The organism is Paenibacillus sabuli, from assembly GCF_014705605.1.
Lineage (GTDB): Bacteria > Bacillota > Bacilli > Paenibacillales > Paenibacillaceae > Paenibacillus_D > Paenibacillus_D sabuli.
Map to the genome: position 1 here is coordinate 22,835 of NZ_JACXIZ010000038.1, position 15,493 is coordinate 38,327.

Here is a 15,493-nt window from a genome sequence, read left to right on the forward strand (position 1 = left end):
ATGGATCACATGAAAAACGGAAAACGGCCGGCGCTCGCCGGCATCCTGGCATTGACAGGCCTGCTGGCGCTGGGCGCGTGCAGCGGCAACACGGAGAATCAGCCTAGTTCGGGCGCGGGCTCGTCAGAGACGAGTACCGCCGGAAGCGAAGCGCAGACAGGGCAAGGGCGGGTATCCGACGAGCCGCTTACCTTCAAGTGGCTGGCCTACGACCGCAGGGAGGCGCCGATCAAGGAGGACTGGCCTGTATTCGAGGCAATCCGCGACCAGACGAATGTGACGGTCGAGTTCGAACTGGCTCCGGGCGGACTTGCGGAAAAACGGCAAATCATGATTGCGACCAATTCCGTGACGGATTTCATTCCGGTTCCGCACAGCGACGCCCGCACCTACGGACCGGATGGCGTGTTTTTGAATCTGGCCGATTACATGGACGAGTACGCCCCGAATTTGAAGCAGTTCTTCGCGGAATACCCGGAAGCGGAGGCGCTGGTCACCGGGGAGGACGGGGGGATCTATGCAGTGCCTACGCTGGAAGGCGTCGGCTTCAATTACGCCTGGATCGTCAGAGCCGATCTGATGGACGAATACGGGCTGGACAATCCGACCTCGCCGGACGAGTTTTACACGCTTCTGAAAACGCTTAAGCAACACCATCCCGACACCTATCCGCTGGTGCCGGAGCGAGGCAATCATAATGGGCCGGCTACCTTGTTCACGCCGATATTGCGCGCGTTCAGCGGACTTGAGGGGTACATTCCGATGGATCCGGAGTCGGACGAGTATGTGTTCGCCGGCGATCATCCGGGCTTCCGCGAGGCGCTCGAATTCATGCACAAGCTGCATGAAGAGGAACTGCTCGACCCTGAATTCGCGATCCTGAAGCCGGCACAGTGGGAGGAGCGCATGCTCTCCGGCAAAGGTCTGGTGACATGGTTCTGGAAAACGCGGGTGGCCTCCTTCAATAGTGCTGCCGATGAGGCAGCGCTCATTCCCGGCTTCCAGATGAGCGCGATGCCGCAATTCGCTGCGGAAGGCGTAACCGACTATCAATATTCCCGGGATTACATCGGTGTCAACGGCATTGCGATCTCGGGACAGATCAAGGAGAAGGAAGCCGCGGTCCGGTTTTTGGACTACTTGGTAGGAGAAGAAGGGGCGAACTACTTGGCATACGGCATCGAGGGGACGACCTATGAATTCGTCGATGGCGAGGCGAAATTCCTGGAATCGCTCGGACCGGCGCCGTACGCACTGCTGCGCGGCGAATACGGCGTGTGGTATCCGGAGATTAATCTCAACAACGGCAAGTCGCGCGCAGCCGAGCGGCTGAGCGAGGAAGCGCAGGCGATCGAAGATATGTATAGCCCGATCGTGCGTCAGGCGCCGAAGCCGCTGGTGCTGACCGCCGAGGAGACAGAGCTTCAGATCGCCAAGCAGAGTAATCTGAACACGTATATGGATCAGAAAATATCGGAGTTCATCGCAGGGCGGATTGCCATTACGGACGAGAGCATCGCCGATTTCATCGCGCAATGCCGCAAGCTGGGCGCTTATGAGCTGCGCGATATGTATAATGCGGCCTACGAGCGGGTCTATGAGTGAGCAAAGCTAGGGTCCAGGGAGCTTGCGGCGGCGCCGCAGGCTTCCCGGATCGCGTTAAAAGCGAAGAGGGAGGCAATCATGCGATGGATGCAATGAGACGAGCGGTCTTGCGCGCAGCGGGAACGCTGCTCCTGACGGTCTGCGCAGGCTGCTTGCTGCCGACGTCCGGTGCGGCCGAGGAGGCGCCGGTCTATCTGGGGAGCAGTGGCGAGTTGGTGTATAACGATTATGCGAACGTGCTTTTTTCGGCGCTGTTCGACACCGAGGAGACCGGGTTGGCGCCCGGCGGCTGGACCGTGACAGAGACGGGCAGCGGCAGTATGGCTCGCGTAGCCGATTATCCGGATAATCGCAACAAGAGCTTGCAACTGTATGTCCCGACATCCTCCGACGCGGTCGAGGCGGTTCGCGGCTTTCGGGCGCAGGATGGAGCGGTCAGGGCAGTCTGGCGGTTATACGATGCGGGAGCCGGCGGAGCGAGCATCCGGCTCGGGGACGGCGCCGCCGATGCAGTGGCGCTCTCACTCTTGCCGGGCGGCGGGACGCCGAGCATCGCGTATGAGACGGACGCCGGCTGGCAGACGCTTCAGTCGTATAGCCGCGATGCCTGGCTGACGGTCGAGCTGGTGGCGGATACGGGATCGGGCACCTTCGACCTCGCGATTGACGGGGTGACGGCAGGGACGGGTCTTCCGATGCTGCATACGGTATCGGAGTTGACGCAGATTCAATTTGCGCTCGCGCAAACGAACGGCGGGGACGTGTACGTGGACGATCTGCGGGTCGACGAGGCCTACGCCGGGAATCGCCTCATCGACTATTCCCATGCCGGCTACGGCGGCGGCGGGACCGCGATCCCGGATATCGCCGTCATGCAGCAATTGGAGCCCGCTCCGGGCGACAATGCGGCGCGCATCCAGGAGGCGATCGACGACGTGTCCGCGCTCGCGCCGGATGGCAACGGCTTTCGCGGCGCGGTGCTGTTGAAGCGCGGGGTGTACGAGGTCAGCCGCTCGCTGCATCTGCATACGGACGGCGTGGTGTTGCGCGGCGAAGGACAAGGATCGGACGGCACAGTCCTCCGGTTCACATCGGAGCGGCAGCAAAATCTGATCGTGGCCGACGCAGAGGACGCGCCCGAGGTACAGGCCGCGGCGCTCCTGGATTCCTCCGGTGCGGAGCCGAGTCTGGACGAGACGCGTACCTACTACAGGATGCAGGACTTGCGCGACGGCGACTGGCTGCAGGTGTATGCGCACAACCGGCTCGACGATAAATCGTTCCTCCAATTGCGCTATGCCTCGGACACGGCGGCGACTGACGGCGTCATCGAGGTGCGGCGAGACAGTCCGACCGGCACGGTGATCGGCTCGGCGGATCTTGCGCCCACCGGCGCCTGGGATCGGTGGGTCAGTCTGAACATTCCATTGACGGCTGCGACCGGAAATGCGGATGTGTACGTCACTTTTGCGTCCGGCTCCAATGAGGAGCTGGCCAATGTTCGCTCGCTTCGGCTGCTTCGGGATACGATTCGGCGCGAGGCGGAGCAGTTCGACGCGCAGTCGGGTACCGCGATCAGTCAAGGGGGCAGCGGCTCGTATGTGTCCGGCATTGCCGACGGGAACTGGCTTGCCTATGAAGATGTGGATATGACAGGGCGGGTCAATGCGAATCTGACCTTTCAATCCACAGGCAGTCCGGATGAAGTCCGGGTGGAGATCCGCAAGGACAGTCCGACCGGGGAGGTGCTGGGACAGGGGCTGACGAGCGGCCAATCTGCGAACTGGCGGAACGTCATCATCCCGCTCAAGAGCACGGCGGGCGTCCATGATCTGTATCTGGTCTTTCACAGCGAAGCGACGGCGACCGATCTGCTCGGTCTGGATTATTTTTCGCTGGGAGGGAGTGTGTACGGAGAGCTGCCGGGGACGCGGCAGCCGCTGATCGAGTCGTACGTGCCAACAGGCGCCGTTGCATTTGACGTGCAGGACGGATCGGGCTATCAGGTTGGCGATGCCGTCGTGGTACTGCAGCAATTCAACGAGGCCTGGGCCGATGATCTGGGCATGGGGAGCGATGCGGAGGACACCTGGGACGGCAATTACTACGTGTACGAATTCGCGCGGAAGATCGTGGGCGTCTCGGGTAATCGCATTACCGTGGATTTGCCCTTGATTCACCCGATTCAGGCGGCGCATAGCGCGGGCTATCTGTACAAGCGCGACAGCACCGGGCTGGCTCGGGTCGGGGTGGAGCGGCTGCGGCTCGTATCGAGCTTTGAGGGCGCGACCGACGAGAATCACGGATTTTACGGCATTGCGTACAAGGGCGTGGTGCACGGATGGATTCGCAATGTAACCGCGAAGTATTTTGTCAAGGGGTTGGCGAGCCTGACCGATACGAGCTATGTCACCGTGCAGGACAGCGCCGATCTGGCGCCGCGCTCCATTGTGGTGGGCGGGCGCCGCTATCCGTTCTTCCTCTACGGCAAGTCTGCCTATAACCTGGTGCAGCGCGCCTATGCCGAGGACGGCCGACATTCCTTCGGCACCAGCGCAAGAGTAACGGGGCCCAATGTGTTCCTGGACAGCGTGGCGGTGCAGTCGAGAGAGGACAGCGGGCCGCACAACAACTATGCGATCGGCACCCTGTACGACAATGTGACGGGGGGCACGCTGCGCGTATGGAAGCGTCCGAGCGAGCACGGCTGGTCCGGCGCCCAGCACGTGCTGTGGAATGTGACAGGAGCAGGCGGCGTATCCTGGCTCGGACGGCCGGGGGAGATCAAGCTGGATAGCGCGCCGGGCAGCAAAAGCTTCGCCATCGGCGCCATCGGCGAGCTGAACGGACCTGGGCCTTGGGTCAGTCCTGGCCAGCCGGTGTTGCCCCGCAGCCTCTACCTGCAGCAGCTGAAGGAGCGGCTCGGGCAATCCGCCGTCGAGGCCGTGACCGCACACGGCCAAGCAGATGGCAGTATTCACGAATGGCTGATGGCATGGAGGGGCGGTCTGGACGCCGACTATCCGGAGATCGCGGATGGGGAAGTGGAAGAGCACTTCGAGGGGCTGCCTGTCGGCGCGCTGCCGCCGGACTGGGGCTGGGGCGGCACGGCGCCCGTCATCGAACAGGCGCCTTCGCCTGGCAGCCGTAGTCTGCGCATCGGCACCGGCGACCGGCAATTCTCGCTCTCGCGGCTATTCGCGCCGCAGGCCGGGCGCATGACGGCGGAGTGGCGAATGATGCTGCCGTCGGCCGATCGCTATATGTTCATTCATGTGGGCAATGCCAACTTCGAGCATGCGCTGACGTTGACGCTGGGCAGCAATTATCTCTCGTACACGACGCTCGAGGGCACGAGCCAGCGCCTCCAGAATATCGAGTCGAACCGTTGGTATTCAATCCGGCTGGAGATTGACGTATTGTCGCAGCTCTACCATATCTACGTGGACGATATGCTGCTGATTGCCGATATTCCGTTCCTCTCCCCGCTGCGGGAGCTGGACAGCATCGTGTACCAGGCATCGTCGGGATCGCCGGACGTCCTGTATCTGGACGATGTCCAGATCGCGGCTTCATCGCTTCGCTTTCGCAGCGCGATGGACGGGGAGACGATTGGCGCCCAGCCGCAGGGCTGGAGCATCGTCGAGCAGCCGGATACGTCCGGACGTATCGCGCCTGTGCCGTATGTCCATGATGCCAGTCTGCTGTTCGCAGATGACAACGACAATGGGGCCGTGAGCGCGGTAGTCGATCTGGCGCCGTTGACCGGCCGATTCGGGACGAAATGGCGATTCATGGATGCGGACGGCGGCAAGTGGTTTTACTTCCGGCTGCGCAGCGGCGTGACCGAGGCTGTGACGATCACGACCCAGCTGGTCGGCGGCGAGCCTGCTCTGATGGTGCAGGATGCGGCGGGCGCGTGGCAACTGATCGATGCGTATGAGCCCGGTCGCTGGTACGAGCTGCGGATTGTCGGCGACCCCGCCGTCGGGACGTTCGACGTGTATGTGGACGGCGAGCGCAAGATCGACGGCATGGCCTTCCGCAATCCGATCGCCTCATGGGATAATCTGTACTTCAAGTCCTCACATTCCTTTGCGGGGACGACGCTATACGTCGATTCGGTGCAAGTGGACGATGCTCCCCGCTCGGTGGTGACGACGCTGGTGAACAGCGATTTCGACGATGAAGCGCTCGATACTGTACCCAGAGGCTGGGCCGTCTCGGCCACTGGAGGGGCATCCGGTATGGTGAAGCCGGTCCCGGACGCTTCGGATCGCAGCGTCGCGTTATCCGATTATACGTCTTCCGGCGATGTCAGGCTCAGCCGGGCATTCGGTCCGCAGGAAGGCGACCTCACGGCAGAGTGGTCTTTCATGGACGCGGACACCGGAAAGTTCACCTATATGCAGCTGAACAGCGGCACGACAGCAGGCATTCGGCTGCACACGCGGACTAACGGGTCGACGTACGACCTGGTATATGTTGATTCGGACGGCGTGCAACAATGGGTTCAGAGCTATAATCTGAATACGTGGTATACGGTCAAGCTGGTCGTGCGGCCGTTCGCCCAAGCGTATGATTTGTATGTGGACGGGCAACTGAAGGCTGCCGATGTACCCTTTACGAACACAAGCGTGACTACGGTCGACAATGTGTATGTCAAAACGGCGACGACCGGCGGAAATACTACCGTGTATATCGACAATGTCCGTATCGAGCGAGGGAACTGACGACGGTTGCCTGGCGATTAGGAAGAGACTCGGCGACCTGGGAGCGCGGGGACCGATAGGCGACTTGCACTGCCCGCACAATTGTGCGGGCAGTTTTTGGTCGTCCGGACGTAGCCCGTCCAGACATTATGCGTCCGGGCATTGCGCGTGCGGACGATCGTGCTTATCCCGCTCCGAGGAGGTCTGTATGAAGCCGAGTGCCTCGCCGCCTGAACGGGCATCCGCCGTCCTGTTGTGGGGAAGGTGCCGGCCAAGGCTGATCTTGATCGTCGGCAGAAGTCGTCCCACCGGTAGGGCGCTTCAGGCGAGCGCGTCGGGCTGTCCTTTTGGTGTTGACCCGTCCTTGGGCAGGTGATAAGATAAAAACAGTTTTTGTTTAAACTACGTTCGCTATATTAAACCGATTCGCGAGGCAGGCATCCGGCCCGACATCCGGCCTGTCCCGGCAGAGGACTGCGGGAGGCGTCATGGAGAAGAAGTACTGGGTACCGGCACTGGAGAAGGCGACGCGCGTGATCGAATTGATCGCGGCCCATCCGAACCAGCTCAAGCTGATCGATCTGTCGCGGCGGCTCGAGATCAACAAGAGCTCGATGTTTTCGCTGCTGCACACGATGGAGGAGCTGCGCTGGGTCGTCAAGGACAAGGGCGACACCTATACGCTGAGCTCGTTTTTCGGCCAGATCGGCAGTACATACTTCCGTCAGTACGATCTGACGGCGCTGTTCCATCAGGAGGCCGGCGCGGCCAAGCTGCGGATCGGCGAGACGATCCAGCTCGCCAAGCTGGAGGGCGATCAGGTGCTGTATCTGGCCAAGGAGGAGGTGCCGTCGCCGGTGCGGCTGGCCTCCGATCCGGGTATGAAGCTGCCGGCGCACAGCACCGCGCTCGGCAAGGCGCTGCTCGCCGCATGCGCGGACGCGGAGCTGGAGGCGCTGTATCCGCAGGAGGAGCTGGCGCCGTGCGGCACGCCGTACACGATTGCCTCGCGGGCGGAGCTGCTGCGTCAGCTCATACGCATTCGCGAGGAAGGGGCCGCCTTCGATCTGCAGGAGGCGGTGGTCGGCTTCAGCTGCGTGGCGGCGCCGGTATTCGGCGTGCACGGCGAGACGCTGGCCGCGGTCAGTTGCTCGATGCCGCAGCATCACTGGGAGCGCAAGGCCGAGCTGGCGGAGCGCGAGATTCGGCTGCTGGCGCAGCAGCTCTCGCAGGGCGCGCAGCCGCAGAGCGGCGGGCGCGGCAGCGAGGCGCCGTAGCAGGGAGCGCGCGCTTGGCGGATGGTCGGGCCGGGTCCCAGGCCGGACAGCGAGCAAGCCGGAGCTTCGGCGACGGGCAGAAGCGGCGAGCACGACTTCGGTTGCGGCAAGCAGGATTTCGTATGTGGTAAGCAGGTCGAAGGTAGACAGGCTAGACGTATTAGTTAAGGAAAAGGGAGCGTGCACAGATGAGATTGCAAGGCAAAGTCGTGCTGATCACGGGCTCGGGCTCGGGCATCGGCAAAAGCACCGCGCTGCTGTTCGCGGCGGAGGGCGCGTCGGTGATCGTCAACGATCTCGACGAGGCGAAGGGCAATGAGACGGTCGGCGAGATTAAGGAAAAGGGCGGCGAGGCCTTCTTCATCCGCGCCGACGTGACCGATCCGGCGAGCGTGGAGGCGATGGTCAACGAGGCGCTGGGGCAATACGGGCAGATCGACGTGCTGTTCAACAACGCCGGCATCAGCGGCGTCGGCATGCTGCACGAGATCGAGCCGGACGCCTGGGACAAGGTGATGAGCATCAACATTCGCGGCGTCTACATGGCCAGCAAGTACGTGCTGCCGCATATGATGGAGCGCAAGGCGGGCAATATCATCAACATGTCCTCGTGCATCGCCGAGATCGGCCTGGCCCGCCGGGCCTCGTATTCGGCCACCAAGGGCGCGGTGCTGGCGCTGACCAAGTCGATGCAGGTCGACTATGCGCCGTACAACATTCGCGTCAACGCGCTCTTGCCGGGCACGATTCTGACGCCGTTCGTGGAGAAGTACCTCAAGGAATCGTATGACGATCCCGAGGCGGCGATCGCGGCGATCAAGACGCGTCAGCTGAGCGGCGAGCTCGGTCGGCCGGAGGATGTCGCGCAGGCGGCGCTGTTCCTGGCGTCCGACGAATCGAAGTTCATGATGGGCTCACCGCTATACATCGACGGCGGCGTGGTATTCGGCAAGAATGCGTAACGGCTGGCCGGACTAGCCGCAAGGTGCCGATCGATAATCGGGAATGCGTTAGTTAACTAACGTCGGCTGACCTTGTCCGGTGGCGCGGACGACGAACGGGCGGTGCCGGAGCGCGGGCGGAGCTGCTTGCCAGCCTTGACCACACACGGTTCCGACCGAATCGAATGTCTGAATCCGCCAATTGAATGTCTGACGATTCACTAATCGAATGTCTGGCGATCCGCAAATTGAATGTCTGGCAATCCACGATATGCAATTCTGGAATGACGCAATCCTACATCTGTGTAAAAGGAAGGGACGATAATTCATGAAATTGCTGACCTATTACGACAATGGACAAGAGCGATTGGGCATCAAAACGGAGCAGGGCATCGTCGCGGTAAGCGCGGCTGCGGCCAAGCTGGGTCTGACAGACGTACCGCAGGACGTGCACGCCGTCATCGCGGGAGGCAATGCGGCAGTTGCACAACTGCAGGCGCTGGCCGAGCAGGCCGTCCAGGCAGGCGGCGCCGAGCTGCTGCTGGACGAAGCGAGCCTGACGCTCGGTCCGTGCGTGACGCGCCCCGGCAAGATCATCTGCGTCGGACTCAATTATCGCAAGCACGCCGAGGAGACGAATGCGCCGATTCCGGAGTATCCGATCCTGTTCAACAAGTTCGACAACACGCTGACCGGCCACGGCCACGACGTGGCGCTGCCCAAGGCGTCGACCAAGGTCGACTACGAAGCCGAGCTCGTCATCGTCATCGGCAAGGAGACGAAGTATGTGGCGAAGGACGAGGCGCTCGCGCATGTATTCGGCTATTGCGCCGTCAACGATCTGTCCGCACGCGATCTGCAGCTGCGCACGCCGCAGTGGATGCTCGGCAAGATCTGCGACGACTTTTCCCCGCTCGGCCCGTATCTGGCGACGGCGGACGAGATCGGCGACCCGAACGCGCTCGGCATCAAGTGTCTCGTCAACGGCGAGGTGCGCCAGAATTCCAACACGTCGGACATGATCTTCAAATGCGACGAGATCGTCAGCTACATCTCGCAGCATCTGACGCTCTCGCCCGGCGACATCATCCTCACCGGCACGCCGGAGGGCGTCGTGCTCGGCTATCCCGAGGCGGAACAAGTATACCTCAAGGACGGCGATATCGTCACGATCGAGATCGAGAAGCTGGGCAGCCTGACGAACCGTATGGTGGCGGAGGCGTAAGGTAAGAAGGCATACGCGGACGTACGCAAACGAACGCAAACGAACGCAAAAGAACGCAGACGTGGGACATGCGCAGGCATACGCTGATACATCCGGACGTGCGAAGAGGTGCGAAGAGGTGGCTAGACGCGTGCAGATATGTCCACATACCCAGCCGTGCGAAGACGTGCGCAGATGTGCGCGGACATACGCGAACCTGCGAAGAGGTGCTTAGACGTGCGCAGACGTGGCTTAGACGCGCGCAGACGACGCAGACGAATGCAGGCGCTAGCTGGTTGGAGTCTGGCTGAAAGCGGGGCGCCAGTCAGACGCGGCCTGGATGTGGCTTGAAGGCTAGGCGGTGTGTTCAAAAGTGGAAGCCGGCGTGTTCAGAAGTGGAAGCGGTGTGGCCGGGTGGGCCTGAGTGAACTGCAATAGTGCAGTTCACTCAGGAGAATCCCGATCGAATGGCTTTCTCAACTGTAAAAGTGCAGTTTAATATGGTGAATTGACGTGAGTAAACGGCTTTTGCCTTGAAATAACTGCACTTTTGCAGTTGAGAGGCCTTTATGAGCCGATTTCGGCGAAAATAACTGCACTTTTACAGTTCGCCAAGCGGGCCGCCTCCCGGGGGGGCCTGTATCAGCGATAGCAGGCATCTATCAGGAGTCCTTGCATTTGCGACAACAGGCTCCTATCAGGGTTTCCTGCATCTGCGCAATTGGCGACCTTTTGGACGGCCCTTTCACCCGCGACAGCGGACCGCCTTGTCGAAGAGCTGTACAGTTCGCGGCACATGTTGTCGCATTCCCTGAGCGGGTGGCGCTTCGTCGCGCTCGTTATCAGGACGGGCTTGCGAATGGGATTATGAATGGGTGAATGGTGGCGCGGGGCGCTGGCGATTCTATTCGTGCGGTAGTGACGAAGGAGAAGGCAGACGGAAGAGACGAAGGAGAATCGAGGGACGTAGGATGGATACGAAATGGCTGGACCTGGATTACAAGCCGGCGCTGCCGGAGGACAAGAGCCGGGGGATCGCGATCGTCGGCGCGGGCGAGATCGTCGAGTCTTGCCATCTGCCGGCGTACCGGATGGCCGGCCTTCGCGTGGTCGGATTGTACGATCTGAATGCGGATCGGGCGCGCGAGCTGGCGGACAAGTTCGAGATCGGGCGCGTGTACGGGACGATGGAGGAACTGCTCGCCGATGAGGACGTCCAGGTCGTCGACCTGGCGGTGCCGGCGAAGGTGCAGCCCACGATCGTGGAGCAGGTGGCGGCGGCGGGCAAGCATATGCTGTGCCAAAAGCCGCTGGCCGAGAGCTACGAGGAAGCGCTGCGCATCGTGCGCACCTGTGAGGCGGCAGGTGTGAAGGCGGCGGTCAATCAGCAGATGCGCTGGTCGCCCGGCATTCGCGCCAGCCACACGATTATCCGGCGCGGCTGGCTCGGCGAGCTGCTGCAGGCGAACATCGCGGTCAACGTCAAGCAGGAATTCGCCAACTGGAAGTGGCTGCGCGAGATCGAGACGCTCGAATTCATGTATCATAGCATTCATTATATGGATACGATCCGCTACTTGTATGGCGAGCCGGAATACATCTATGCCGACGGCGCACGCTTCCCCGGGCAGCAGTGCAAGGGCGAGACGCGGACGCTGCTGCATATTCGCTTCCCTGGCGAGGCGCGCGGGCTGATCCATGACAATCACAATCACATCGGCAGCGAGGACGACTGGTACGCCACGTTCCGTTTCGAGGGCACAGAGGGCATCATCAAGGGCACGAACGGCTCACTGTACAACTACCCGGTCGGGCGTGAGGATACGCTCAGCTACTATTCCAAGCGCATCGACGCGAGCCAGTGGTTCACGCCGCAGTTGGAGGGCAAGTGGTTCCCGCATGCATTCATGGGCACGATGGGCGAGCTGATGCTGGCGATCGAGCAGGACCGCGAGCCGGCCAACAGCGTACGCGACAATCTCGGCACGATGAAGATGGTGTTCGGCGCCTACGCCTCGATGACAGACAATCGTCCGGTATACATGTCGGAGATGGAAGAGGCGTAGGCATTGTCGGGCAAGCCGCTATGGACCGTTATCTGATTCATTCTGGGAAGCGATTTTGAGAATTGCTTTTGAAAGAAAGACTTCGGGTCATCGTGAGATGGGCCGAAGTCTTTCGTTTTTGCCTGCCATTGCGTCTAATTGCAGAACTTTTTGTAAATACAGTGTTCGAAACCTTCCAACGACGAGGTATGAGGTATATGATTAAAAAAAGTGGTTAGCCGCGCGTAAGCACGGATTGTGTGTGCGCGCCGGTGCCATTTGGATCCAACAGAAAGTGGGGTGTTAAATATGGTTCCTGTATCGATTGAAAAGTTCGCAACGTTGCATATGAAGCACAATCCAAAAGAGAGCAAAAAGAATCTTATCGAAAGCCTTGAAGCAGCCGTTTCCGCTAAAGAAAACGGAGCTTGCTGCGGTCAATGCGGGCAACCGATTTGGGCGGTGGGCACCGCTATTGCAGGATGGAATTCCTGTTTTACTTGTTTGACGGGCGAGGCTGACCATTCTGATGATTATGAAATCGATCAGGTTTGTTGAAATAAATCCTGCGATTTGAACAACATTCGTTTTACGAAGGTGGTAACGCTTTTCGCGAAAGTATAGAAAGCATATGCTCTCGCGTATACTTGTCTAACTTTCTCGGAACGAAACACTCATGATTTCCAAATCGCAAACCGCCAGAAGGCGGCTTGCCCGTTTCGCCTTGGAAAAGGCGAAAAATCTGGCTTCGGTTCAGGAAGTGGTCCTGTGCGGGTCAATGGGTGCAGGCGATCCCGATCCCGGTGATATTGATCTGGTGGTCGTGCTGTCAAACCTGGACGAGCTTCCGCAGCTTGCACGCTACTGTCGGCAAATTTCATCTATTACGCATGCTTGGTCCAGCCATATGGAGGGCGGCTTTGAAGGAGATGCCGATGATGATGTCTAATCAGACTGATATGGATAATGCCCGCCCTTGTTCGACAAGACATGGGAATGCCTGAAAAAGGCCGAATATATGCGGTTGAGGACAACGAATAAAGAAATCAAAAAGGGAGGATGAAAGATGAGCATCGTCAGGGCAAAAGATGAGGCGCGGGAAGAGAAAATTATGATGGAGATTATCGTAGATGCCTATGACGGCGAGGAGCAAGCAATGGGCTGGTACAATTATTTGGGTGAACAGCTGCAGTTTCCCTTCTCCGCCCGTTGCAAGCATGTGGAAGCGAAATCGCCGTTGCAGGAGGGAGAAGAGGTGGTTGTGTTAGACATGTCTCCTGAGAGTGAATATAAGGACAGCATGTGGGTGCAAATCGAATGGCAAGGTCGCAAATTTGCAGTGCCGCTAGCCCAATTGCAATCGCTCCAGGCAGATGAGTCAACGCAATTGGCCGTGGAAGATTGGCATTATTGGGTTGAACGTGGGTATTTTTTTTAACGGGAGCAAGGTTGACGCTGCCGCGGCGGGCTGGATGTGATCTTATGATTCCCACCCAAGAAGCATACAGAAGATAATCCACATAACGGTCGCGCAAATGCTAAACCAGATCTCAATTTGGTTGAGCCACGAGCAGTGCCTCGGTGTATAACCAATCCGAATGCGGTGGGCGGGATCGGCCAAGAAGGCCGCTCGACTCGGTTGAGTCGCCAGCACGCCCGACTTTCCTTTTTGACCCAGGAATTTGTCCAACCGACAGTAGTCGGCGACCAGTCGAACCAGGCTTTCCGACTGATGCGTGTTTAATCCGTCCGCGACGGTAAATTCAATGGATTGAATAAACAGTTAGGCACATAGTGAGGGGAAGCATCAGACCTTGCGAGGTGCATTTTTTTCACAGACCGAGGACGGGAAGGACCAAAGATTGACGTAAAGCTGGAAAACGGAACCGTTTGGATGACTCAAAAAGCAATTGCGGACTTGTATCAAAAAGGTGTCAGCACTATTAACGAGCATGTCAAAAACATCTATGAAGAAGATGAATTACAAGAAGAAGCAACTATTCGGAAAAACCGAAAAGTTCAAACTGAGGGACAGCGGCAAGTGGAGCGAGAGATCTCGTTCTATAATCTTGAGTTAACGATTGCCGTTGGTTACCGAGTTCGTTCTCATCGAGGTACGCAATTCAGACGTCGCCTCATATTTCTTGAGGCGCAGCCGCTTGCGTAGCTCCGGCTGTCCGGCGAGCAGCGCCGGAAACAGCGAACGAGCATTCATCTGGTGACTCATCACAAAGCGCAGTTCCAGCAGCATCGCTTCGCTCATCTCGTGCGCTTCGTCAATGACGACGACCTCGCGTTTCGCCTGCGCTTCCCGGCGGACCATGACCTCGCTCCATTTCTAAGGCAAGAGGAGGTCGTGACGAATGGTCTGATCTTAAAGTAATGGTTCTCGTAGAGGACGAGAACAATTGGCATAATAGCGAATTGCTTTCCGATATTGTTTATGAAATAAATTAGCAGGGTGATATTCAGTTGACGTGCATTTTTGAGAACGCTTCTGAGTGGCAGTCAGAGAAAGATTCCGAATGGCTTCCCTTAAAAGACAATATTGTTGAGGAGGGGATTGTTATTGCGATATCTTAGAGCGGTGGAAGTAATGGTAAGTAAGGCAGAGCAGAAATTCAAGCTTGCCGAGTTTTCATTATCTTCTGAGCTGTAGCGGACGGCGGATGCTCCAGCATGTGACGAGAGCGTGCGCGCCATTCGCCCGGGCGGCAGCCTCGATGGACTTGGGCGACAGCTTGAGCAGACGCTCTCGCCCTTCGATAAACGGCCGCTCGGCAGCGCTGCTCATCACTTGCACTACTGCGCCTCTTCCTCGATCGCGACGACCTCTCTGGCCGATTCGATGAAGGCTGACAGGATGGGCGACAGCCACTTGTCTTTATGCCACAGCATTTGCGTATACACACGCAAATCCGGAATTCGCCACGGAAGCGCAACAAGCTCGCCTCGCTCCACTTCGGCATTCGTCGTGATTTCAGGCAAAAAGGCAATTCCAATTCCCGCAATGGCACATTGTTTAATTGCTTCGGCATTTTGAAACTCCAAATGCGTGATGCTGTCGATCCCTTCCATTTCAAAGGCACGATCAAACATCGTGCGATACGTGCAGCCCTTCTCATTTGTCAAAAACACTTCCCCGTGGAAATCATCCAGTTGCAGCATGGATCGTCCTGCAAGGGGATGATCCGGCGCAGCGAAAAAACGAAACGTTTCTTCCAGCAGCGGTTCCACAGAAAGGCCGGTCGAGCGAACCGGTTCGTCCAGCAGAAAGACGACGTCCGCGGTTCCGTCAAACAGCGCTTGCTTGAGCTGCTGATTGGGAACGGAACGGAAGATGAGACGCACTCCCGGATGACGCGTGCGAAAGCGCTGAAAGAGGGCCGGAAGCCGGTATGCGCAAAGCACCTCGTTGGCGCTGATGGTGACGGTTCCGCTCAGCTTATCATTGTCATGCACGATGCTGCGCGCTTCGTCCAGTTTGTCTAGCGCGGATTGGATATGTGTTAAAAAGCGTTTCCCCGCGGCAGTGAGTACGAGCTGTTTGCCCAGACGGTCAAAAAGACGAGCGCCAAGCTCGTCCTCCAATGCTTTTATTTGCATCGTAACGTTGGAGGGCACATAGTTCAGCGCTTCGGCTGCCCGAGTGAAATTTAATGTGCTGGCCACGATGCGGAAGGTATGAAGCTGGCGCAATTCCATGCAA

The 15,493-nt window shown here is 58.9% G+C and carries 14 protein-coding genes; 10 read left to right on the top strand and 4 right to left on the bottom strand.

Features of this window, described 5'->3' with window-relative positions; translation table 11 throughout:
• The first annotated feature begins 9 nt into the window (after nucleotides 1–9).
• From IDH44_RS19775 to IDH44_RS19815, 9 genes are all read left to right on the top strand, one after another.
• Entirely contained in the window at nucleotides 10–1,605 is a 1,596-nt protein-coding gene (locus tag IDH44_RS19775; protein ID WP_190920555.1) for an extracellular solute-binding protein, read from the top strand.
• Nucleotides 1,606–1,688: 83 nt separating this feature from the next.
• Complete coding sequence (locus IDH44_RS19780) at nucleotides 1,689–6,338, top strand: carbohydrate-binding protein (RefSeq protein ID WP_190920556.1); 4,650 nt, start codon at nucleotides 1,689–1,691, stop codon at nucleotides 6,336–6,338.
• A gap of 467 nt (nucleotides 6,339–6,805) precedes the next feature.
• On the top strand, nucleotides 6,806–7,594 hold the full coding sequence (locus IDH44_RS19785; protein ID WP_190920557.1) for an IclR family transcriptional regulator: 789 nt from the start codon (nucleotides 6,806–6,808) through the stop codon (nucleotides 7,592–7,594).
• Between the two features lie 188 nt (nucleotides 7,595–7,782).
• A complete protein-coding gene (locus IDH44_RS19790; RefSeq protein ID WP_190920558.1) occupies nucleotides 7,783–8,556 on the top strand; it encodes an SDR family NAD(P)-dependent oxidoreductase in 774 nt (257 codons plus the stop codon).
• A gap of 307 nt (nucleotides 8,557–8,863) precedes the next feature.
• Nucleotides 8,864–9,760, top strand: a complete 897-nt coding sequence (locus IDH44_RS19795; RefSeq protein WP_190920559.1) for a fumarylacetoacetate hydrolase family protein — start codon at nucleotides 8,864–8,866, stop codon at nucleotides 9,758–9,760.
• A 950-nt stretch (nucleotides 9,761–10,710) separates the two neighbouring features.
• Nucleotides 10,711–11,805 (top strand): Gfo/Idh/MocA family protein, encoded by a 1,095-nt coding sequence (locus IDH44_RS19800; RefSeq protein ID WP_190920560.1) that lies wholly within the window; start codon nucleotides 10,711–10,713, stop codon nucleotides 11,803–11,805.
• Nucleotides 11,806–12,093: 288 nt separating this feature from the next.
• Nucleotides 12,094–12,342 (top strand): hypothetical protein, encoded by a 249-nt coding sequence (locus IDH44_RS19805; RefSeq protein WP_190920561.1) that lies wholly within the window; start codon nucleotides 12,094–12,096, stop codon nucleotides 12,340–12,342.
• A gap of 118 nt (nucleotides 12,343–12,460) precedes the next feature.
• A complete protein-coding gene (locus tag IDH44_RS26720; RefSeq protein ID WP_223869859.1) occupies nucleotides 12,461–12,733 on the top strand; it encodes a nucleotidyltransferase family protein in 273 nt (90 codons plus the stop codon).
• A 117-nt stretch (nucleotides 12,734–12,850) separates the two neighbouring features.
• Nucleotides 12,851–13,222: a calcium-binding protein gene (locus IDH44_RS19815; protein ID WP_190920562.1), complete on the top strand. Its 372-nt coding sequence runs from the start codon at nucleotides 12,851–12,853 to the stop codon at nucleotides 13,220–13,222.
• Nucleotides 13,223–13,264: 42 nt separating this feature from the next.
• Here IDH44_RS19815 and IDH44_RS27460 read toward each other — a convergent pair whose 3' ends face one another.
• On the bottom strand, nucleotides 13,265–13,567 hold the full coding sequence (locus tag IDH44_RS27460; protein WP_190920585.1) for a transposase: 303 nt from the start codon (nucleotides 13,565–13,567) through the stop codon (nucleotides 13,265–13,267).
• Nucleotides 13,568–13,678: 111 nt separating this feature from the next.
• On the opposite strand from IDH44_RS27460, the gene rhuM reads away from it, so the two are divergent.
• Entirely contained in the window at nucleotides 13,679–13,951 is a 273-nt protein-coding gene (gene rhuM, locus IDH44_RS19825; protein ID WP_223869860.1) for a RhuM family protein, read from the top strand.
• Here rhuM and IDH44_RS19830 read toward each other — a convergent pair.
• The 3 genes from IDH44_RS19830 to IDH44_RS19840 form a co-directional block, all read right to left on the bottom strand.
• Nucleotides 13,859–14,107 carry an ATP-binding protein gene (locus IDH44_RS19830; RefSeq protein ID WP_190920563.1) on the bottom strand — a complete coding sequence of 83 codons (249 nt, stop codon included), beginning with the start codon at nucleotides 14,105–14,107 and terminating at the stop codon, nucleotides 13,859–13,861. The two genes, rhuM and IDH44_RS19830, sit on opposite strands and share 93 nt — an antisense overlap.
• 318 nt (nucleotides 14,108–14,425) lie before the next feature.
• Nucleotides 14,426–14,587: a hypothetical protein gene (locus tag IDH44_RS19835; RefSeq protein ID WP_190920564.1), complete on the bottom strand. Its 162-nt coding sequence runs from the start codon at nucleotides 14,585–14,587 to the stop codon at nucleotides 14,426–14,428.
• On the bottom strand, nucleotides 14,587–15,489 hold the full coding sequence (locus tag IDH44_RS19840) for a LysR family transcriptional regulator (RefSeq protein ID WP_190920565.1): 903 nt from the start codon (nucleotides 15,487–15,489) through the stop codon (nucleotides 14,587–14,589). The genes IDH44_RS19835 and IDH44_RS19840 overlap by 1 nt, the downstream gene beginning before the upstream one ends.
• Nucleotides 15,490–15,493 lie beyond the last annotated feature (4 nt).

What these genes read in the sequence shown, in the direction of transcription:
- IDH44_RS19775 (WP_190920555.1), top strand. Translation starts at nt 10, where the DNA reads ATGAAAAACGGAAAACGGCCGGCGCTCGCCGGCATCCTGGCATTGACA.
- IDH44_RS19780 (WP_190920556.1), top strand. Translation starts at nt 1,689, where the DNA reads ATGGATGCAATGAGACGAGCGGTCTTGCGCGCAGCGGGAACGCTGCTC.
- IDH44_RS19785 (WP_190920557.1), top strand. Translation starts at nt 6,806, where the DNA reads ATGGAGAAGAAGTACTGGGTACCGGCACTGGAGAAGGCGACGCGCGTG.
- IDH44_RS19790 (WP_190920558.1), top strand. Translation starts at nt 7,783, where the DNA reads ATGAGATTGCAAGGCAAAGTCGTGCTGATCACGGGCTCGGGCTCGGGC.
- IDH44_RS19795 (WP_190920559.1), top strand. Translation starts at nt 8,864, where the DNA reads ATGAAATTGCTGACCTATTACGACAATGGACAAGAGCGATTGGGCATC.
- IDH44_RS19800 (WP_190920560.1), top strand. Translation starts at nt 10,711, where the DNA reads ATGGATACGAAATGGCTGGACCTGGATTACAAGCCGGCGCTGCCGGAG.
- IDH44_RS19805 (WP_190920561.1), top strand. Translation starts at nt 12,094, where the DNA reads ATGGTTCCTGTATCGATTGAAAAGTTCGCAACGTTGCATATGAAGCAC.
- IDH44_RS26720 (WP_223869859.1), top strand. Translation starts at nt 12,461, where the DNA reads ATGATTTCCAAATCGCAAACCGCCAGAAGGCGGCTTGCCCGTTTCGCC.
- IDH44_RS19815 (WP_190920562.1), top strand. Translation starts at nt 12,851, where the DNA reads ATGAGCATCGTCAGGGCAAAAGATGAGGCGCGGGAAGAGAAAATTATG.
- rhuM (WP_223869860.1), top strand. Translation starts at nt 13,679, where the DNA reads ATGACTCAAAAAGCAATTGCGGACTTGTATCAAAAAGGTGTCAGCACT.
- IDH44_RS19830 (WP_190920563.1), bottom strand. Translation starts at nt 14,107, where the DNA reads ATGGTCCGCCGGGAAGCGCAGGCGAAACGCGAGGTCGTCGTCATTGAC.
- IDH44_RS19840 (WP_190920565.1), bottom strand. Translation starts at nt 15,489, where the DNA reads ATGGAATTGCGCCAGCTTCATACCTTCCGCATCGTGGCCAGCACATTA.